Source organism: Shewanella gelidimarina (assembly GCF_023283945.1).
Lineage (GTDB): Bacteria > Pseudomonadota > Gammaproteobacteria > Enterobacterales > Shewanellaceae > Shewanella > Shewanella gelidimarina.
The window spans coordinates 50997-71134 of the sequence record NZ_JAKIKW010000010.1; the positions used below are offsets into that span (position 1 = coordinate 50997).

Below are 20138 nucleotides of genomic sequence, written 5' to 3' on the forward strand. Positions count from 1 at the left end.
CATTATCCTTGCTGGCACGGTAACGCGCATTAACATACTTCCCAATCGCCACTTTGGATCTTGTCGACGGTAGCACGGAGTGCTTGCTCCAATGGTCTGTCTTCGGTGAGCAGTTCAAAATCGGCTTCGACTTGCGCTAACGTCTTAGCCAGTGATGGTGTGATAGAGCTTGGGGCTAGCTCTTGTTGCATGATACGCAACCGAATACCTTGAGACATGGCCAGCAACGCTGCGGCCGCGACTTGTTCTGTAAGTTGTAACACTCGTATACAGTCACGCGCCGAAATGGTGCCCATGCTGACTTTATCTTGATTATGGCACTCGGTAGAGCGTGAAAAAACACTGGCAGGCATGGTATTTTTTAGTGCTTCAGCAGTCCATGCAGACACGCCAATCTGTACGGCTTTAAAGCCGTGGTTGATGGCTTTACGCTTACCCATTGCCGCTGAAAGATTAGCGGGCAGACCATTATTAAACTTTTGATCCATCACTAACGCCATCTGGCGGTCAATTAAGTCGGCAATGTTGGCCACGGCAATTTTCATCGCATCCATCGCAAATGCGATATGGCCGCCATAGAAGTGCCCGCCGTGAAGGATATGCTCACCTTCGGCATCCACAATAGGATTGTCGTTAGCGCTGTTAAGCTCGGTTTCGATAAACTGGCGCATAAAGGGCAGCGCATCTTGCAGTACACCGATCACATGGGGTGCGCAGCGAATTGAGTATCTGTCTTGTAATCTGTCTGAGTTACGCGGGTGAGTGTGATGATTTAAGTCCTCACGGATCCACGCGGCAATTTGATTTTGACCCGGGTGTGGCTTGGCGGCAAACAGGATCTCATCGAAGTGGTTCGAATTTCCTTTTAACGTTAGTGAGGCCATCGCCGTAATGCGGCTTGATAATCGAGCCATATATTGAGCGCGATCAAAGGCTAAACAAGCCAGTGCCGTCATCACCGCAGTGCCATTCATTAGCGCGAGCCCCTCTTTAGGGCGCAGCGTCAACGGGATAATATTCAGTTGTTTATAAACGTCGCTAGTCGGGCGTCGCTCACCTTGATACATGACATCACGCTCACCAATGAGTACGGCCGCAAGGTAAGACAAGGGCGTTAAATCACCACTGGCACCGACGGAACCCTCTTCTGGGATCACCGGAGTAATATTGAGGTTCAGCAGTGTCTCAATGCGTTCGAGTAGTTCAAAGCTGACGCCAGATTTACCATAGGCGAGAGAGCTTAAGCGACAAGCCATTACCGCCCGCGTTTGTGCCACCGATAGAATATCGCCAAGACCGCAGCCATGAAAACGGGTCAAATGCAGTGGTAGCTCATGAACAAGATCGAGGCCGACGGTGACAGTGCAGGAGTCTCCGTAACCGGTGGTAACGCCATAAACCACGCCTTCTTCTTTGAGTAAGCTATCGATAAATAACGCACCTTTTTGAATATAGGCTCGGTATTCTTCGGTCTGCTTTAACTGTGCGGTTGCCCCTTTTGCAATTGCTACAACGTCTTCAAGAGACAAATTACGGTAGCCAAACTCAACGGTTTGTTGCTTGATGTTTAGGGAATTAGCGTGGGTCATTTGTGTTGTTGTCCTTTACTGCCTTGAACATTGGTACGCTGGATATTTTCATCCTTGTGCCAAAAATCATAAAAATTAAACCATTGAAGTGGTTGGCGCAGCGCAAAGTATTCAAGGCGCTGGCTAAAATCTTGTACTGCATTGTCGAGTCGTTCAGCTCTGCCAGCTCGTGGGCCTTTCAGGCTGTTAGCAAAATGGCTGAGGTGCACGTGGTAACGACCTTCTTCACGTAAACAGAACATGGTAAACACTGGGCAATCTAATAAGCCCGCTAGGATAAAGGGTCCTTGCGGGAACGGTGCATCTTGACCTAAAAAGGGCTTGTAGATAACACGGCCAGCCGTTTGCGAGGAGGTTCTATCTCCGGCGATAACCACCAATTCACCTTCGTCGATTTTTTGCTGTAACAAGATCGAGGTGCTTGGCCCAAGCTCTGTTACTTGAATAAGGTTTAAGGCGCTATCTGGGTTGAGTTGCTGCAATACACGGTTAAAGTTTTCGGCATGCTCGGTTAAGACCATGACATTCACTTTCACTTTGCGCTGGTGGATCGATATTGCGCGGCAAAGCTCTAGATTGCCTAAATGGGAAACCAGTAAAACAGCCCCTTTGCCAGTGTCCAGTTGTTCTGTCAGAAGTTGTCTATTAGGAAAGTCGACTTCAGCGAGTTTAATGCGGTCACACCAGGCATCGATGCGATCAAGCGCTGCATGACCAAAGGCAAAAAAGTGCTTAAGGCTGTCACGCCAGCTGAGCTTGTCATTAAGCAAAGGATGGTTGGGCTGAGTCGCTTTAATTTGGGTTAAAAACTGCTTCGATGCTGATCTGGCCGTGGCTCCAGTGGCAAAGAAGTAGCAAATAACGGGGTACATAATGGCACGGCATAGCCAGTGGCCACCGTAGCGATAGCTTTCAGCTATCAATTTAATACCCCAATAGCTGCCGCGCTCCTGCATAGTGGACCAGTGTTGGCTTTGTTTACCTTGGCTGAATTTGTTCCACAAGCGCTGAGGTTGCTGCAGTAGCATGCTGAAAAACAGTTTGCTGTGCATGAGAGAGATCCGCGCATTATCTTTGACCCCTTGAAAGTGGCTAATGCCATCTTCGGGGTAAATAACACGGGTAGGAATATGAATAACGGGTACGCCTTGCCAATACAGGCGCACTAGCACTTCTATGTCAAAGTCCATTCGCTCACCAAGAGCATGAGTTAGAAAAAGCTTTTCAGTCTCGGCTAACGGGTAAACTCTAAAGCCGCACATGGAATCTTGGATATCAAAACTGAGGGTTTCTATCCAGACCCAAATGTGGGTGAGATAGCGACCGTATAAGCGGGCCTTAGGCACCGATTCATCATATTGAGGTAGCCCAGAGATTAATGCCTCTGGTGCTGATTCTGCGCGCGCGATCATTGCCGGAATATCATCTAAATTGTGTTGCCCATCGGCATCAACTTGCAGTGCGTGGCTGAAGCCATCTTGATAAGCGGTGCGCAGCCCCGTCATTACCGCAGCGCCTTTACCACGATTAAAAGGGTGGTGTAGCAGCGTTACCCAGGGGTATTTATTGGCCAGTTCGATGAGTAAAAAACGAGTTTCATCATCACTGCCATCATTGACCAAGTAGCAAGGCAAACCCAGTTCATCAAGTTGCTCAAGCGTATGTGCAATTGCCGTTTGGTGGTTATAGTTTGGAATGACCAAAGCGATGCGCATCAGCCTATGTCCTTATTGGTCGGTTGAATGCTCTCCGAGGGGCTCACATTGCAGGCGATTCGGCCAGATGCAAAGCGTTTATCGCCATCGCTATAAGCAAACATAAGCTTGGCTTTAGCGGCATTGTGACTAATGGTCAAATTGACCTGAGTGTTAGGCAGCATGAGCTGTTGAAACTTGAGCACCTCTAGTACGGCAACGTCGCAGACGTAGCCAAAATGCTGGCAGCCAAGTTTAATCGCCCAATCTAATTGAGTGACGCCCGGCAGCACGGGTTGATCGGGGAAGTGGCCTTTGAAATACTCAAGCTCAGCAGCAATCTCTAGACGCCAACAAATGGTGTCATCCTCTATTTCAGTGCTCAAAATCGTCGGTAGCGTAGATTTAATCATTTACTCTTAAACTTATCGATATCAAATAAAGCCAACATGGTGTTGTGTACGCGTTTTCCCTGAAAATCGAGCGGCAGCTGCTCTGGGTAGCGCCAACGACGTGGCAAGGTAACACGTTCAAACTGGGTTAATAGATGGCGTTTAAGCACGTTGTTGAGTGCCAGTTTGCCATCAGCAGTTAACTGCTCAATACCTTGCTGCGATAATTCAATCGCTGCCCCTAGCTGTATTCTGGGCTGTTCTAATAAGAGTAGTGCCGCCTTTGTAACGTAAGGATGGCTCTCTAAAAGCGACTCCATCTGCACTAATGATAAGCGTTTCTCTTCGACTTTAATGATCCGATCTAAGCGGCCTTGTAGGCTAAATTTCCCATCGGCCGCGATGTCGACTTTATCTTCACATCTTAGCCAGTGGTCGTTTTCTAAATAGGGTGATTTCAGTAGCAATGCGCCATCGACAGCATCTTGCTTAATTTCCATTTCGGCAAATGTTTGCCAAGGTTCAGCGGGTGAGTGTTGCTGTCGGTATGCGATACCGCCCGTTTCTGTACTGCCAAAGACTTCGGTGGGTAGACGACCGTAGCATTGCTTTATTGCCATCGCGGCCTCAAAGTTGAGAGGGCCACCTGAGCTAAAGACTAAGCTTGGGGCGCGCAACTGCGGCTCATTGTCCAGAGCATCTGGCAAACGAGATAACTGAGCAGGGCTACTCACTAAGCACAAGTTTGGAAATAAGTTGGCGTAGTAGCTAAGCGTTTCAGGATACTCAACTAAATCACTTAAAAATGGACGACTAGCAGCAAGTGGCCACAGAACTTTAAACAGCAAGCCGTAAATATGTTGGTGCGAAACGGTTGCGATGACGCTGCAATGTGGCAGGTGCTGAGCAAAAGTACGCTCCAAGATGCTGACTTCAGCGTCGAGTTGCCTAATTGATTTGGCGATTCGTTTGGGTTTACCACTGCTACCAGAGGTGAATAATACCAGCTCACCCCATTGGATTGATTGAGGCCATTGCGATGTAGGCAGATTAATATCTTTATCTAAGCGCAGAAACGCTTTGCCTTCACATAGTGGCAGATCGGAAATAACCCCCTCAAATTCATGGGTTAATTCACTCAATGTTCCCGTTTGAGTATTGGCGGGCAGTATAATTTGCTTTCCGGCAAGTAAGCCTGCACAGAGCCCAACAGCAAACATATCGCTACTATCACAGCTCAATAGCCAGCGCTTTTCTTGGGAACGATTGAGCTGCTGGTGCAGATGCGCGACTTGGTTGCTGAAAACTGCACCTGTCACAATATTGTGATGGTTGAAGCTGATTAACTGCTGTGCTGTTGGCCCTTGAGATAACCAGGATTTGAGTAATTCAGTCATGTCTTTTTTAACCACAATGTTCTGTATAACCACTCACCAGCGAGCAGTAATCCAATGAGCAAATAGGCGATTAAGCCGTTATAAAGGGTCCAAGTTTCCAAGCTAGTATAAAGAGCGGTATAGAGTGCAACGCACCCATTGAAAATAAACAATCCACACCAAAGTAGTGTGACCTTATTGAGGTAGCCAACGGCTTCATCAGGAAGGTCGGGTTGTTTCAATCTCGCAAGTTGCTCAATCATGCTAGGACCACGAACTAAAGAGTAACTAAAGAGCGCTAACATTGTCAGGTTTATCACGACTGGATAGAAGAGTAACAGCGCATGCTCTTTAGCGATAAAACTGCCAGCGGTGAGACCAATACCAATTAAAATGGGTAATAACAGTGCTTTTAATTTTTGTTTTTGCAGTAATAAGCGCAACAGCAGTACGGCGCACAATACCAGTGCAACGGTGCCTACGGGCAAATAGTGCAAGCCGAAATAGACTGCTAACGGATAGGCAAGCACCACTAGGCTGGTCACTATTTGCAAAAGTAAGCGCATTAGTCTTTAACTAAACCTTGAATTGCATCGACCACATCACCGACGGTACGCACGGCTTTAAACTCTTCAGGTTTAATTTTTTTGCCTGTCATCTGTTGCAGTTTAATCACGAGATCGACAGCATCAATACTGTCCAAATCTAACGCTTCATAAAGTGATGCTGTTAACGTGATATCGTCAGCATCGACTTCAAAGTCATCGACTAATATACGGGTTAATGCTTCTAAAATTTGTTCACGAGTTTGCATAATGCCTCCTACACTCGTTGTGACTTAACAAAGCTTGCTAAGCTAGCAACGCTGAAAAAATGTAATTTGGTTACGGCGGAATTAGCTTCAATTTTCACATCAAATTGTTTTTTTATTGCTAAGCCAAGTTCTAGTGCATCAATCGAGTCTAGTCCTAACCCTTCACCAAAAAGTGGTGCTTCAGCATCAATATCATCAAGACTGACGTCTTCAAGGTCAAGAGAGTCGATGATCAATTGTTTAATTTCGTTTTCTAAGCTCATAAGTATTTATCTAATTGTTGTTTATAATATTCTTCTAGATCACGGGTCATTTGGCGAGCCATCTTAGCATCGCCACCCGCAGTTGCATCATAGCGTAGATAGGGCAGTTTTTCGCCTACTTCAATATGCATGCCGATGGTACGCCTGGGTAATTGATACCAAGACTCTTGTTTACTAAAGCCAACACAGTTGGTTTTAAGCAATATGGGTAGCAGGTCGCTTTGTGTGCGAATCGTAATGTTGGCAGCACCGCGAGCAAAACTGTTGATGCGTTTACCAATGATAGTCCGAGTACCTTCAGGGAAAATAATTAAATTATTGCCTCTATTGAGCACTTCTTTGCAGTCCGCTAATAGAAATTCTGCACCACGATTCGGTATGTAGCCCGCACTGGATACTACACCACGTAAAAAGGGGTTGCGCCAAATACCTTGTTTGACAATGCAGCTAGTATTGGGTATTAAACTGATCAGGACGACGACATCGACCAAGGTAGGGTGATTTGAGGTAACAATCATTCCCTTAGCATCTCTAAGTTGTTGCAGGTCACCATGACTGACTTTAATCAAGCCCGTCCAAGTGAGCATGCAGACAAAGCCTTTGAACATGAGGTGAACTGCATGCTGCACTCTTTCTATACGTTGTGTGGTGGTGCCAGGCCAAAATCTGAGAATAGGCAAAATGGTCAATGAACTGAGTAATCCACCAAGGCCAAAAACGATATAGCAAAACGTGCCCCCTATCCATCGTGGCAAGTAAGCGATACCCGTTAGTCGGGGTGCTGGTTGTTTATTCAAAGCTCAAGCTCCAATGCGCACCGGAAAAGTTACCTGAAATAGCCTGTTTTAGCGCGATACTAGATAATATATCACCAACGCTTAATGTCGCGGCTTCGGGGTGCTGTTCGCTTAAGTTGATTGTTGCCAAGGCCGCTTGCGGTGACGTTATTGGCGCGACTAGAAATGCCACTGCAATCGGCCATTCAGGCTCGCTCGCAAATGGCTTATAAATATCGGGTACGGTGTCATCGGCATAAGAAAGTAGTACCGGCTCAGGATCATCAACCAGTAGCGCGTATGCCTCAATGAAGGCTTGAGATAGCGTCTCACGGCCCGCTGCAATGGATGTTGATGCTGCTCTGTTTTGACTAATGATGCTAAAGATCCCGCTCGCAGTATTGTGCACTGACTGACTAAAGGCGGTGGGTGATAACGCAGACTTATCGACAATGTCATTAAGTAAGCCAATCGTGCGGTTTATCTCTCCGTGCTGCGAAGCAAAAATGCTGCGGCATTGCGGTGGTGGTTCACATTGAAAAATAGCATCAAGGATGATTTTTGTGAGTTTACTGAGGCGGCGGCGTTGCATTGCAGGCACTTGTGGCAATTTAGGCACAGCCGTCTTCGCAGTAGATACGTCTAATACTGTCTTGGGCCAAGCCTGCCATTCAGCGTTATGCTGATAGTGTGGCGACCATGCGCCCCATGAAAGAATGCTAAACTTCATTGCATTGCCTTACATACGAATATCCGTTCGTAGTGCCTAAGTTCATTGTAAATAATCGCTTGAGCCCCTCAAGAATAAATCAATTTTTAAGGCCTAGCATATACGATATGTCTAAGTAGCCGCTACTGCTTGGTGTCACACGAAAGCTTAGCTCAATAGTATAATTATACTGCTGAACTTACGGCATTAGAGCCGCTATTCTACATCATAAGATAAAGATTACAGAAGTGCTTTACGATACGGCTGTAGCGCAAAATCGCTGAAAATTGTTAAAATATGGCGATAAAGTAAAGGCCCTGTTAGTTAAGGGCCTTTGAATACTTTAATATTTTACTTTAGGAGAGGTTAGTCGAGGTGCTTTTGCAATCGACGTAGTGCTGATTTTACCTTGCGAGCATTTTCAGGTCCCATGCGCACCATGAGTTTCTGAGCATTAGGTAAAGCTTCTAGTTTAGGATCAACAAACTGGTAGTTAACACTCACACCATCGAGTTCTATCGGTTGTTCAATAATCGGCGCGTCGAGCATGATGCCAATAGCTTGCTGCATTCTGTCGTTAAACGAAGTGCTGCTGTAGCCAAGTTCGCTGAAAGCTTCGCTTAAAAGCGGTGTCATCTCTTTGTACGTTTTAGCTAGTTCCTCTTCATTTAAGCTGGCAAGGAAGTCTGCGTATAAGTCATATCGGTGGTAACTATCTGGGTCAACATAGGTCTTATTAGCGATATCTGACACGGTAAAGCCATTATTAGGTGCTTTTAATGGACTGACTTTTCTAGCCAACTCTCCTTGAGCTAAATTATCAACAAATACCACAAATTGACGCACAACATTGTCTTCAATGAGTAAAGGCTGAATTGCCATGCCGTCTGCAATATCAATCGCTTTTTGATGAACATAGGGATCGCTATCGGCCAGTGCTGGCAATGGCTCTACTGCTGGAACGGGGTCGAGTGTAGGTAACTGCACAGGGACTGGTTCCACTATTTCTGGTTCCGGCTCTGGCAGATTAGCATCGGTTTCGAGTGGCTCTTCTGGGATAGGATCGGGAATGACAACCGGCGCAATAATTTGCGGTGCTTCGCTCTTATCATTACCACTTAAATAGTAATAACCTCCAGCAGAGATCAGTACAACAACGGCAATGGCAATAATCGCTAGGCCATTAGTACCTGAGGACTTTTCCTGAGGTGAAATTCTATCTTCTTGACTGAGTTGCATGTTGATTCCTCTGCTACCGCACGATGATCGTTATAGTGATAAGTATAGCCTTAACCCATTTTGCAAAATAAAACGAGCTTGTCTATAGGTTGAAGCTCTATTAAGAATATTTAATTTTATGGATCAGCAATTAGGCTTGAACAAACTGCTCCCGATCGCCAAGCCAGCGTTGGATAATGGCATCCACACTGTCGGGCGCTTGCTGCATGACATATGGGGCAAGCTTCTGTACATGGGGGATTAAGGCTTGATCTCGCATTAAGTCAGCAATCTTCATATCGGCGACGCCAGTTTGCTTGGTGCCGAGCACTTCACCTGGGCCACGGATCTCTAAGTCACGCTGTGCGATCACAAAGCCATCGTTACTTTGCCTTAATACGCCGAGTCTTTTAATGGCGGTGGCTGACAGCGGAGGCTTATACATGAGTACGCAATGACTGGCCACGGCGCCTCGTCCGACACGGCCTCTGAGCTGATGCAGTTGTGCTAGGCCTAAACGTTCTGGATTTTCAATAATCATGAGACTGGCATTCGGCACGTCAACACCGACTTCAATCACTGTTGTAGCCACTAGTAGATGCAAGTCTCCAGCTTTAAAGCTTGCCATAATTTGCTGTTTTTCAGCCGATTTCATTCGGCCATGTATCAGGCCAACATTGAGTTCAGGTAAGGCAATTTTAAGCTCCTGAGCTGTGTCTTCTGCAGCTTGGCATTCTAGTGCCTCAGACTCTTCAATAAGCGTGCAGACCCAATAGGCTTGACGGTTATCAGTCACCGCCGCTTGGCGCACTCGGTTGATAACCTCCTCTCGACGCTGATCTGATACTGCAACCGTAGTGACCGGTTTACGGCCTGGTGGCAGCTCATCGATGATTGAGGTATCTAGGTCTGCATAAGCGGTCATGGCCAATGTACGTGGAATTGGAGTCGCCGTCATAATGAGCTGGTGTGGATGAAAGCCCTGACTCACCCCTTTTTCTCTTAGGCCTAGGCGCTGATGTACACCAAATCTATGTTGCTCATCGATGATAATTAATGCGAGCTTATTAAACACCACTTGCTCTTGGAATATAGCATGGGTGCCAATCACAATATTGGCCGCACCCGATTCGATATCGGCTAACGATTGTATTCTGGCTTTGCCTTTTAACTTACCGGCTAACCAGCCGACTTTTAACCCTAACGGCTCAAACCAACTGCTGAAATTAATCATGTGCTGCTCAGCGAGTAACTCTGTTGGCGCCATCATAGCGACTTGGTAACCGCTCTCGATAGCCTGTAATGCAGCGAGTGCGGCCACTAAGGTCTTCCCTGATCCTACATCGCCCTGAACCAGTCGCATCATCGGCTCTGCTTTTTCAAGATCGGTGCTGATATCGACACCGACTCGTTGCTGCGCACCAGTGGGTTTAAAAGGCAGTGATGCCAGAAATGGATTTAACAGCTGACCTGTCGCGGACATACTAACGGCTTTGTCTCGACGTGTTCGTTGACGTAGGCGTAGCATGCTTAAGTTGTGCGCTAACAACTCCTCTTGGATAAGGCGTTGTTGTGCAGGATGCGTCCCTTGCTCAAGATCAAACTGTGAGACTTGATTATTCGGTCTGTGTAGTAACTGTAGTGCTTGTTTGAGCTCCATTTGATTGGGTTGCAGATGGGGAGGCAATAGCTCTGGTAGTCCCCCTTCTGCCAGCATCACCAAGGCTTGCTCTGTTAACTTAATCCAACTCGCCTGCTTAAGGCCTTCAGTGGTGGGATACACTGGCGTTAAGGTATCACTTAGAGGCATGTCATCTTCGGCGGAGACTAGCTTGTATTCAGGATGAATAATTTCGCTAAAATGCTTACCGCGGCGAATTTCACCATAGGCTCGAATAACAGTGCCTGCTTCAAGACCATTCCGCTGAGCTACCGAAAAGTTGAAAAAGCGTAGGGTTAAACTGCCAGTATCATCACGTACAGTGCAGGTCAGCATGCGTTTGCGACCTTGGATAACTTGGCTTGACTGGATCACCGCTTCAATGGTGCCATAACTGCCAGGATAGAGTGAAGCAATAGGGTAGATCTGAGTACGATCTTCATAACGCAGCGGCAGATGAAACAACAGATCTTGCACTGTTGTAATATCCAGCTTAGCTAATCTCTCGGCCATCTTTTTGGCGACGCCCTTGAGTTCTGTTATAGGAACAAGATCGAGACTTTGCAAACGGTTAGCACTCAAACACTGTAAATTTATACATATATTATCAGAGATATCATTTTTCGCAAATTTGCGATTATTTTGATGATCACAACCAGCCTTTTTGCTGTGCAATTCTGGCGGCATCAATACGATTAGTCGCATGTAATTTACTGATAGCCTCAGACAAATAGTTTCTCACCGTACCTTCTGCGATAAACAGTAGCTCGGCTATGTCTGATGTGGATTTTCCTTCGCTGGCGAGTCTTAATGCGCGTCGCTCTTTGTCATTGAGTGGATCCATTTCCCCCACGGCCATCATTGCCAGTTCAGGATCGATTATGCGCTTGCCTGCCATTACTTGGTTAATGGCTTTGATTAAGGTGTCAGAGGGAGCATCTTTTAATAGAAAGCCCCCTACGCCAGATTCTATGGCACGTTTGATATAGCCGGATCTGCCGAAGGTAGTAATGATCACTATCTTAAGTGCTGGCTTATGTTGTTGGCACCAACTGGCGAGTTCGAGTCCGGTACGGCCCGGCATTTCAATATCCGTGAGCAGCAGGTCAAACTCCGTCAGTTTTAGCAGTGCTAGAGCTTCGTCTCCATCAGCCGCTTGGGTAATGTCAAAGTCACCGCCTAAAGAGAGTAGCGCGGACAATGCTCCTCTTACCATGGCTTGATCTTCTGCTAACAAAATTCTCATTGGTTTCATCCTTGTGCTGGCAGAGTAATGGTAAATTGGCATTCATCGGCCAACTCCCATGCCAATACCCCTTGAAATTTAGCCAGTCGCTCATTGATACCAATGAGTCCATTGCCTTGTTCGATTTTGCTCGGGCAGCCATCATCGGTAATGGCGATACGCAATTGTGTTGCCGTTTGCTCAAAGTGCAATTCACATCGGGTGCCCTTGCTATGGCGAACGATATTGCTACAAAGCTCCGTTAGACTCAAAATTAATTGGGTCTCTAATTCGGGTTTAAGCTTGGGGATGTTACCAATCAAACTGACACTTAAGCCTTTGTCTCGTAGTGTTTGACAGAGCTGTGTCACACTGGCGGAAAGGCCCTTGTGCTTATAGCCAGAAACGGTTTGTCTTATTTGGCTCAAGCTATCTCTAGCGATGCTATTGAGTTCAGTTAATTGCAGTCGTGCTTGCTCAATATCATTATTGGCGATCAGCTTTTCGGCTAACTCGGCTTTCAAAGATATTGAGGAAAGACTGTGCCCCATGATGTCATGCAGATCGCGAGCAATGCGTTCTCGTTCTAGCATGGTCGCAAGTTGTTGGATCTCTGTTTGGCTTTTTTGTTGCTGATATTTATGCTCCACGCGCTTGCGCTCGGCAACCCCAAACAGCCCGACACCAGCAATGAGACCAGCACCATAAATGACCCAATAGTAATGGTCAAAATTGAGGCTGGCATTCAGTAGCGACAACAAACCTATTAGCCCTAACAGGCTGTAGATAGCGGTTCTTAACGGGTAAAAGAAACCGAGAAAGAAGCCGGCAAAGGTAAACAATGATAGTGAGCCAGTATTAATCGGGGTCACTAATACGCCGATGGTTATCATGGCGATAATCGGTCGGTAAGCGTTAGCCGTGGTGGAGCGATAAGCCCAAAAATAGCAATAAATGAAGGGCACAAGAGCAGCTAAGCTGAGGGCTATTTCCCATGGCTGCATCTCATCGACAAAAATGGGGATAAGGTAAAAAACCAAATTGACTAGATATACCCAAGCCAATTTGTCTTCTTTTGATTGAGTTGCCTCGGTCATGAAAAACTCCTTTTATTAATACCTAAACGACTTGCCCACCACTGAATGCTGCTTTAAAAGTGGCTTGGATATTGGAGAGCTAAGCTTAATATTACCGCTCTCTATCCATTGCGCTGTCGTGAACTATCGCTTAGCGTTTTGGCTATTTTGTTGCAGTAAAAATTGTGCCCAACTGTAGTCGGCCTCAATAGCTAAAGCGTGTTGCCAGTCCGCTATCGCACCATCTACATCACCTAAGTTCTGCTTAGCTAATCCTCGCCAAGTGTAGGCCTCAGCGTGTCCCCAGCAAATGTTATCACAAGGAATTGCGTAAAACTCAATGGCTTTACTGCTTAACTCAATAGCACGTTGTTTGCTGCCACCGTATATTTCGGGGGTATTGAAGGCGGTGATTGCTTGAACTAATAGTACCCGAGGATTGGTGGGGTCCAGTGCTTTTGCTTGCGCTATCGTAGTGCCCGCTTTGGTGCCGTATACAACAGCTTTGCTATTGTCCAAGCCAATAAGCATGCCATAAACAGATGACAGCAGGGCGAGGTTGTCGGCATTGGCACTTGAGGCAGTTAGTGGTTCTAGTGTGTCTTTTGCTGACTCAAGTGCGGTGATTGCAAGTGCACGTTGGCCAAGAATATTGGCGCTAATAGCGAGTCTATAACCTGCGTATGCTTGTTGATAATCATCGCCTTGCTGGACAAGTGACTGTAGGCTTTTTACGTCCATGTGGTTAGCTGCTGTATCGATAGCGCTAATACTAGTATCAGTGCTGTCAGCTTGAGCAAATTGGCTAATGATGGCCATTGAAGTTACGAGTAGTAATGATTTCATGTCAATCTCCTTTTGAGCCCTGTATTGGGTACAGGGCTAGTATTGAAGATTGTGAGGGAGTTTTGCAGACACAAAAGTCATAAGAAGTGCATGACAAATGTCATTTAATCTTTGTGATAACGGCTTTAAGCCTGTGTGACCAAATAGCCTATGTAAGCTAAATAGCCCAACACCAAGATGCTGCCTTCTCTACGACCAATTCGCAGACCGCTATAGGCAAAGGGCAGCAAAAGGGCTGCGAGGCCTATCATTACCAGCCAATCAAGTGGATTAATGTCGTTGCCAATGATGGGATGGATCACCGCCGTGACACCGAGGATCCCTAAAATATTGAATAGGTTTGAGCCTACGACGTTACCGATCGCAATATCGCTTTGTCCTTTAAGGGCGGCAACGACGGAGGTCACCAATTCAGGCATGCTAGTGCCAATCGCTACGATGGTTAGCCCTATGATGATTTCGCTGATCCCGAAAGACTGCGCTAGTGCTACTGCACCATCGACAAATAATATGCCGCCGCCAACCAACATACTGATACCAATAATGATAAAAACAATGGATAGCCACTGGCTTTGATTATCCGCAGCAACCTCTTCAGAGATTTGTTTGTCGGCGGTGAAATAGCTAAAGCTTAAATAGGTGATTAATAGCGTTGAAAGAATGACACCATCAACAAAGCTCAAGCCGCCATCGAGAAGTAGGCCCCAAAATAGCAGTGATGCCGCGATCATAATCGGAATGTCGCGCTTAACCATTTGAGATTCAATCTTTATCGGTCGAATCAGTGCGGTAATACCCAATATTAGACCGATGTTGGCAATGTTTGAACCAATCACATTACCCAATGCAATCCCGCTATTGCCCGCCACCGCAGATTTAATGCTCACCGCTAGCTCGGGTGCACTGGTGCCAAAAGCGACAATGGTTAAGCCGATAATTAACGGCGATAAGCCAAGCCTTAAGGCGATTTTACTGGCGCCTCTGACTAATGATTCGGCGCCTACGGTCAAAATGACAAACCCGCCGATAATCGACAACCAAATAAACATAATTAACACTACTTATAGATGAGGTAAAAGGGTGGCTAGAATAGTTTTTTTTATAAAGAGCACAACAAAAAAAACAGCAAATGGCCATTAAAGATAGTTTATTTAACCAGACCTCGTGGTCATGAGTCTCTGAACCATTGCCTTGCCTAAATTAACGGCTAACCTGATATGAAACAGCACACCAAAAGGTGCGCTGTTGTATGCCAAGCATATCATTCACTATGGGCTAGATTTCATCTTCCCAGCAGATCTTACCGCCGCGAATACCATCGACCTTTTCGCTGAAACTCTTTTCAAGTACGTGACGTTTAATCTTAAGCGTCGGGGTTAATACGTCGTTATCGACATCCCATTTATCGGTGACAACCACAATAGCATCAACCGTTTCGTGAGATTCTAGATGAGGATTGACCGCATCTAAGGTCTTTTTAAGTGACGCCTTCACCTCTTCTCTAGGTTGCAAAGAGGCACCTTCAGAGAGTTGTACCAGTGCAATTGGGTGCGGCAGACCTGAACCAATAACGCAAATCATCTCTACGTGAAGATCTTGTGCCAGTTTTCGCTCAATAGGCACTGGCGCAACGTACTTACCTTTAGAGGTTTTAAAGTTATCTTTAACGCGGCCTGTGATGGTGACGTAACCATCGTCATCAATACTCACTAAGTCGCCGGTGTAGAAATAACCATCTTCGTCAAAACACGCGGCACTTTCTTCGGGCTGCTTGTAATAACCTTGCATCAGTCCAGGGCTCTTAACCATCAACTCGCCAACATCTGTTTGCTTAATGGTGCAACCTTCAACGGCGCGACCCACGGTGCCAATCTTACTGGCATCAAACGGATTGTTAATAATCGAGTAAGCGCAATTTTCAGTCATACCCCAGGCTTCGGAGATATTGAGACCAATTTTGTGGTACCAGCTCACGAGCGAGGGCGGAATCGGCGCAGAACCAGAACCGAGTAAATGGCAATGCTCAAGACCTAGGCCTGCGTGGATTTTACGTTTTACGATACCGCTAATAATGGGCACTTTAAGTAAAAAATTAAGCTTGCTGTCGCCAATCTTGTCGATAATATTTTTTTGGAATAGGCTCCAAAGACGAGGCACTGAGAAGAATACCGTGGGTCTTGCACGCTGTACGTCAGCGACAAAGCTATCGAGACTTTCAACAAAGGCCACGCTGCTACCAGAATAGAATGAAGAGCCTTCCATCGCGACTCGCTCGGTGATGTGTGCTAACGGTAAGTATGAAATTAATCTGTCTTCACCATCCGTTTTTAGATCACGAACAACAGCGTTACAGGTCCAAGCATAACTGGCAAAAGTTTGAATCGCGCCCTTGGGCTTTCCTGTTGAACCTGAGGTGTAAACCAGGGTCATGATCTGTTCCAGAGTCGGTAATGGTGCATCGACTAAAGGCTGGCCAAGAGTGAGTAGTTTATCCCAGTGATATTGGGCTGGCATGGTGTCGTAAGGCATTGCCATACGTAAAATTTCACCGCCAACGCCGGACTCTTGATCGGCCCAATAATCTAACTTACCGATGAATATTGCTTTTGATTCACTGTGCTCAAGTGTGTAGCGGATAGTATCGGCATTGGCTGTTGGGTAAATTGGCACGCTAATATACCCGCCATGCATCAGGGCGAGATCTGTGATAAACCATTCGGCACAGTTTTTAGACAGAACGGCAACTTTATCGCCTGGATTAAGTCCTAAATGTTTAAGTGCTCCCGCAATCTGTTGCATTGTCGTTTGCACATCACGCCAAGTAAAAGTCTTATATTGACCGTCAATAGGCTGCTTTAGATATACTTGATCGCCTTGCTTTTCGACCCAATGTTCAAGCATCTCAATTGGGGTTTTCATAGATGATTCCATCGCATTTCCATATTGATTATTATTAATTCCAATCCAGTCGGCTGCTTACTTTTTGTTTTAATCGTTCGTTTAACAGACTGATGTCGCTAATATTGAGTATGGCGAAAAATGTGATCTATGACAACTTTTTCAAACGCTCGTTACAATTTTGCGCAATGATGTGGTGAAAGCGTATCTTTGAGTTAAGAGCTGGGGGGATTAATCGTAGGTATTTACGGGTGAGTGCCAGCCTATCGGCCAGCACTTATTGAATATGTTGAGCGGTGATAATGCCGTTATGCAGAAGGCTCACGCATTTTTTGCCACCATTGTTCATCAGCCATAATTTGGCCAGTGCCATCAATGCCGGGGTAGGCGAGCTTCTTACGGCGGCAGGCTTTGGCGTAGATAGGGTGGCCTTGTTCAAACAGTTTTATTTGGCAATAAGCATCATCAAGTTTGCGGGTTCCATACATGCCAGCTGCTTCGCGTTGACGCTGTGCTTCATACACAATCAGGGCGCCAGCAACAGAGACATTGAGTGATTGCACCATGCCTATCATTGGAATAATGATATGCTGATCTGCTGCAGCAATACCTGCTGCACTCACGCCATCGCGCTCATTACCTAAAATAATGGCCGTTGGGCGAGTGTAATCTATTTCGCGAAAGTCGACGGCGGTCGGAGAAAATGTGGTCGCGAGGATCTGCATATCTTGGCGACGAAACTCCTCTACGGCATGGTCCATCGTATGATGAACTTGTGTTTTAACCCATTGCTGACTACCTGATGCCGTATTGCCCGAGACACGCATCTCCAGCTCAGCCCAGACCGCATGAACCTCATGGATCCCAACAGCGTCGGCGCTACGGATCACGGCTGCAATGTTATTGCTTTTATGCACAGTGTCTAAGCAAAGGGTGAGATCAGGTTGGCGATTATCTAGCATCTGGTTGATGCGGGCGAAACGTTCAGGACTCATGGTGTTCTTCTTAAATGTTATCAATAAAAAAGGGCGCCGAAGCGCCCTGTTTTTGGCTTAATGGATTAAACTTCCATTACGCCATCCATCTCGACCAATGAACCTTTCGGCAGTTGGCTAACGCCGATAGCGGCGCGAGCGGGGTAAGGCTGCTGAAAGTAACGGCTCATGATTTCGTTAACAGTGGCAAAGTTGCTTAGGTCTGTCATGAAAATATTGAGTTTAACAATATCGCTTAATGAACCACCGGCAGCAGCACAAACCGCGGTTAGGTTTTCAAAAACCTGGACCACTTGTGCGTCAAATTCGTCACTTACCATTTGCATCGTTTCAGGATTCAGTGGGATCTGACCTGATAAATAAACGGTGCTGCCTACTTTTACTGCTTGAGAATAGGTGCCGATAGCTTGTGGTGCTTTGTCGGTAGCAATGATGATTTTCTCTGCCATGATCTTCCCTTTATCTGTATTAAGTAAACTAATGTTTAGGTTAAATGAGCTAGCGGTTACGCGACGTTCGTAGCACTTCAGGGAGAACCCTAATACGGCGCATCACGTTGGCTAAATGAATACGATCTCTCACAGAAATGCGCAGGTTGATGAGGAATACACGCCCATCTCGTTCTTCTGTGGTTAAATTATGAATATTGGAGCCTTCAGCTGCCACAATAGAAGTAATTTTGGCGAGTGCACCTTGGTGGTTAACTATCTCGACGCGTAAGTTTGCTTGATACTCAACGCCCTCAGCACTATCCCACTGCACAGGAATATACTTATCGGGTTCGCCTTGGTAGCCACGAATATTAGCGCAGCTTTCCATATGCACCACTAAGCCCTTACCTGGACTGACGTGGGCGATAACCGCATCGCCTGGGATCGGGCGACAGCAGTTAGCAAAGGTGACCAACATACCATCAGCGCCGCGAATAGGCATGGTGTAGGATTCTCTGTGCTCCTGCGTATCGACTTGATCGCCACGTAAACGTTGGGCAATAACAATACTCATCGCATTACCAAGGCCGATATCAGCGAGTAATTCGTCAAGTGTATCGTGCTTGGTATCATTAACGACTTTATCGATGTGCTCTTTAGACAAGTCATCTAGCTTGGTTTCGCCTAACGCATGGTTTAATAAGCGCTTGCCGAGCAAGATAGCATCTTCTCCTTTGAGACTCCTAAGCAACTGACGGATCTTAGAACGCGCTTTACCGGTCACCACAAAGTTGAGCCAAGCAGCATTGGGACGTGCGCCCTTAGCGGTAATGATCTCAACGGTTTGACCTGAAATAAGTGCTTGGCTTAATGGATACGCTTGACGATTAACTCGAGCGCCGACACAGGTGTTACCCACATCGGTATGCACTTCATAAGCAAAATCGACCGCCGTAGCACCATCTGGTAGCTCTAAAATACGACCTTCAGGGGTGAAAACGTAGATCTCTTCTGGGAATAACTCGGTTTTAAAGTTCTCCACAAACTCAAAAGAGGTGCTGGCGCTTTGTTGCAATTCAAGTAGGCTCTGCATCCATTTGCGGGCACGCACTTGTGTCGTCGTACCTTGCTCTGCTGAGCTGCCTTTCTTGTATAACCAATGTGCCGCAACCCCTTTATCAGCCATTTGGTCCATATCTTCAGTCCTAATTTGGATCTCAACGGGTACGCCGTGAGGACCAAAGAGTGAAGTGTGTAATGATTGATAGCCGTTGGCTTTAGGGATAGCGATATAATCTTTGAATCGACCTGGACGCGGCTTATAAAGGCCATGCATGGCGCCCATTACGCGGTAGCAGGTGTCGATAGAGTCAACGATGACTCTGAAGGCATAGATATCCATGACTTCTTGGAACTGCAGTTCTTTATTGCGCATCTTGTTATAGATGGAATAGAGGTTCTTCTCACGACCTTTAACAGTGCCTTCAAGGCCTGTGTCATCTAATCGTGTCGCAACGGCAGCTTCGATACTTTGAATAAGCTCTTTACGATTGCCTCGTGCGGCTTTCACCACTTCTCTCAATACACGATAACGCATCGGATAATAGGCTTGAAAACCTAATTCCTCTAACTCGCACTTAATATTATGAATACCAAGACGGTTGGCAATAGGAGCGTAAATTTCGAGAGTTTCACGGGCGATACGACGGCGCTTATCGGGCCGCAGTGCACCTAAGGTGCGCATGTTGTGTGTTCTATCGGCAAGCTTGATTAAGATGACTCGTATATCTTGAGTCATAGCCATCATCATTTTCCGGAAGTTTTCAGCTTGAGCTTCTTTCTTGTCGCGAAATTTTAGCTTATCGAGCTTAGATACACCTTCAACCAATTCGGCAATAGACTCACTGAATTTTTCAGCCAGTTCCTCTTTGGTAACAGGGGTGTCTTCGATAGTGTCGTGCAGAAGTGCGGCCATAAGCGTCTCATGATCGAGACGCATATCGGCCAGGATGCGGGCAACCGCAACCGGATGGGTAATATAAGGTTCGCCACTCGTGCGCATTTGACCTTCATGGGCATCGCGCGCCACCTGATAGGCCTGCTTGAGTAATGCTACCTGCTCAGGTTCTAAATAACCTGAAGCTGACTCTTTGAGACCTTCAAACAGATACAAGTG

General features: G+C 46.4%; 18 protein-coding genes and 1 pseudogene. All 19 read right to left on the minus strand.

The window, feature by feature from the left end:
• Positions 1 to 29 precede the first annotated feature (29 nt).
• The gene (locus L2729_RS10465; protein WP_248988221.1) at positions 30 to 1589 is read right to left on the minus strand and encodes an HAL/PAL/TAL family ammonia-lyase; all 1560 of its coding nucleotides are present in this window, start codon (positions 1587 to 1589) and stop codon (positions 30 to 32) included.
• Entirely contained in the window at positions 1586 to 3304 is a 1719-nt protein-coding gene (locus L2729_RS10470; protein ID WP_248988222.1) for a glycosyltransferase family 2 protein, read from the minus strand. The genes L2729_RS10465 and L2729_RS10470 overlap by 4 nt, the downstream gene beginning before the upstream one ends.
• On the minus strand, positions 3304 to 3696 hold the full coding sequence (locus tag L2729_RS10475) for an ApeI family dehydratase (protein ID WP_248988223.1): 393 nt from the start codon (positions 3694 to 3696) through the stop codon (positions 3304 to 3306). The genes L2729_RS10470 and L2729_RS10475 overlap by 1 nt, the downstream gene beginning before the upstream one ends.
• A complete protein-coding gene (locus tag L2729_RS10480) occupies positions 3693 to 5072 on the minus strand; it encodes an AMP-binding protein (RefSeq protein ID WP_248988224.1) in 1380 nt (459 codons plus the stop codon). The genes L2729_RS10475 and L2729_RS10480 overlap by 4 nt, the downstream gene beginning before the upstream one ends.
• On the minus strand, positions 5069 to 5617 hold the full coding sequence (locus L2729_RS10485; protein ID WP_248988225.1) for a COG4648 family protein: 549 nt from the start codon (positions 5615 to 5617) through the stop codon (positions 5069 to 5071). The genes L2729_RS10480 and L2729_RS10485 overlap by 4 nt, the downstream gene beginning before the upstream one ends.
• Complete coding sequence (locus tag L2729_RS10490; RefSeq protein WP_101089488.1) at positions 5617 to 5865, minus strand: acyl carrier protein; 249 nt, start codon at positions 5863 to 5865, stop codon at positions 5617 to 5619. Before L2729_RS10490 ends, L2729_RS10485 begins: the two co-directional genes overlap by 1 nt.
• Before the next feature lie 8 nt (positions 5866 to 5873).
• On the minus strand, positions 5874 to 6128 hold the full coding sequence (locus L2729_RS10495) for a phosphopantetheine-binding protein (RefSeq protein WP_248988226.1): 255 nt from the start codon (positions 6126 to 6128) through the stop codon (positions 5874 to 5876).
• A pseudogene (locus L2729_RS10500) lies at positions 6106 to 6925 on the minus strand (lysophospholipid acyltransferase family protein). The gene L2729_RS10495 and the pseudogene L2729_RS10500 overlap by 23 nt, the downstream one beginning before the upstream one ends.
• Entirely contained in the window at positions 6918 to 7634 is a 717-nt protein-coding gene (locus tag L2729_RS10505; protein WP_248988228.1) for a beta-ketoacyl synthase chain length factor, read from the minus strand. Before L2729_RS10505 ends, L2729_RS10500 begins: the two are co-directional and overlap by 8 nt.
• Positions 7635 to 7979: 345 nt before the next feature.
• A complete protein-coding gene (locus L2729_RS10510) occupies positions 7980 to 8852 on the minus strand; it encodes a DUF3014 domain-containing protein (protein ID WP_248988229.1) in 873 nt (290 codons plus the stop codon).
• 130 nt (positions 8853 to 8982) lie between these two features.
• Positions 8983 to 11058, minus strand: a complete 2076-nt coding sequence (recG, locus tag L2729_RS10515; RefSeq protein WP_248988230.1) for an ATP-dependent DNA helicase RecG — start codon at positions 11056 to 11058, stop codon at positions 8983 to 8985.
• Between the two features lie 82 nt (positions 11059 to 11140).
• Positions 11141 to 11737: a response regulator transcription factor gene (locus L2729_RS10520; RefSeq protein ID WP_248988231.1), complete on the minus strand. Its 597-nt coding sequence runs from the start codon at positions 11735 to 11737 to the stop codon at positions 11141 to 11143.
• Between the two features lie 5 nt (positions 11738 to 11742).
• The gene (locus L2729_RS10525; RefSeq protein WP_248988232.1) at positions 11743 to 12813 is read right to left on the minus strand and encodes a sensor histidine kinase; all 1071 of its coding nucleotides are present in this window, start codon (positions 12811 to 12813) and stop codon (positions 11743 to 11745) included.
• Between the two features lie 123 nt (positions 12814 to 12936).
• Positions 12937 to 13638 carry a tetratricopeptide repeat protein gene (locus L2729_RS10530; RefSeq protein ID WP_248988233.1) on the minus strand — a complete coding sequence of 234 codons (702 nt, stop codon included), beginning with the start codon at positions 13636 to 13638 and terminating at the stop codon, positions 12937 to 12939.
• A gap of 125 nt (positions 13639 to 13763) precedes the next feature.
• A complete protein-coding gene (locus L2729_RS10535) occupies positions 13764 to 14687 on the minus strand; it encodes a calcium/sodium antiporter (protein WP_248988234.1) in 924 nt (307 codons plus the stop codon).
• Between the two features lie 226 nt (positions 14688 to 14913).
• Positions 14914 to 16569: an AMP-binding protein gene (locus L2729_RS10540; protein ID WP_248988235.1), complete on the minus strand. Its 1656-nt coding sequence runs from the start codon at positions 16567 to 16569 to the stop codon at positions 14914 to 14916.
• Positions 16570 to 16844: 275 nt separating this feature from the next.
• The gene (trmH, locus tag L2729_RS10545; protein WP_248988236.1) at positions 16845 to 17531 is read right to left on the minus strand and encodes a tRNA (guanosine(18)-2'-O)-methyltransferase TrmH; all 687 of its coding nucleotides are present in this window, start codon (positions 17529 to 17531) and stop codon (positions 16845 to 16847) included.
• A gap of 65 nt (positions 17532 to 17596) precedes the next feature.
• A complete protein-coding gene (locus tag L2729_RS10550; protein ID WP_248988237.1) occupies positions 17597 to 17980 on the minus strand; it encodes a RidA family protein in 384 nt (127 codons plus the stop codon).
• Between the two features lie 49 nt (positions 17981 to 18029).
• On the minus strand, positions 18030 to 20135 hold the full coding sequence (gene spoT, locus L2729_RS10555; RefSeq protein WP_248988238.1) for a bifunctional GTP diphosphokinase/guanosine-3',5'-bis pyrophosphate 3'-pyrophosphohydrolase: 2106 nt from the start codon (positions 20133 to 20135) through the stop codon (positions 18030 to 18032).
• Positions 20136 to 20138: the final 3 nt, after the last annotated feature.

Bases quoted from the DNA above. Each gene is read 5' to 3' on its own strand.
- L2729_RS10550 (WP_248988237.1), bottom strand. From the start codon at position 17,980: ATGGCAGAGAAAATCATCATTGCTACCGACAAAGCACCACAAGCTATC.
- trmH (WP_248988236.1), bottom strand. From the start codon at position 17,531: ATGAGTCCTGAACGTTTCGCCCGCATCAACCAGATGCTAGATAATCGC.
- L2729_RS10525 (WP_248988232.1), bottom strand. From the start codon at position 12,813: ATGACCGAGGCAACTCAATCAAAAGAAGACAAATTGGCTTGGGTATAT.
- L2729_RS10540 (WP_248988235.1), bottom strand. From the start codon at position 16,569: ATGGAATCATCTATGAAAACCCCAATTGAGATGCTTGAACATTGGGTC.
- L2729_RS10475 (WP_248988223.1), bottom strand. From the start codon at position 3,696: ATGATTAAATCTACGCTACCGACGATTTTGAGCACTGAAATAGAGGAT.
- L2729_RS10505 (WP_248988228.1), bottom strand. From the start codon at position 7,634: ATGAAGTTTAGCATTCTTTCATGGGGCGCATGGTCGCCACACTATCAG.
- L2729_RS10490 (WP_101089488.1), bottom strand. From the start codon at position 5,865: ATGCAAACTCGTGAACAAATTTTAGAAGCATTAACCCGTATATTAGTC.
- L2729_RS10465 (WP_248988221.1), bottom strand. From the start codon at position 1,589: ATGACCCACGCTAATTCCCTAAACATCAAGCAACAAACCGTTGAGTTT.
- L2729_RS10530 (WP_248988233.1), bottom strand. From the start codon at position 13,638: ATGAAATCATTACTACTCGTAACTTCAATGGCCATCATTAGCCAATTT.
- L2729_RS10480 (WP_248988224.1), bottom strand. From the start codon at position 5,072: ATGACTGAATTACTCAAATCCTGGTTATCTCAAGGGCCAACAGCACAG.
- L2729_RS10520 (WP_248988231.1), bottom strand. From the start codon at position 11,737: ATGAGAATTTTGTTAGCAGAAGATCAAGCCATGGTAAGAGGAGCATTG.
- L2729_RS10495 (WP_248988226.1), bottom strand. From the start codon at position 6,128: ATGAGCTTAGAAAACGAAATTAAACAATTGATCATCGACTCTCTTGAC.
- L2729_RS10485 (WP_248988225.1), bottom strand. From the start codon at position 5,617: ATGCGCTTACTTTTGCAAATAGTGACCAGCCTAGTGGTGCTTGCCTAT.
- L2729_RS10510 (WP_248988229.1), bottom strand. From the start codon at position 8,852: ATGCAACTCAGTCAAGAAGATAGAATTTCACCTCAGGAAAAGTCCTCA.
- L2729_RS10535 (WP_248988234.1), bottom strand. From the start codon at position 14,687: ATGTTTATTTGGTTGTCGATTATCGGCGGGTTTGTCATTTTGACCGTA.
- L2729_RS10470 (WP_248988222.1), bottom strand. From the start codon at position 3,304: ATGCGCATCGCTTTGGTCATTCCAAACTATAACCACCAAACGGCAATT.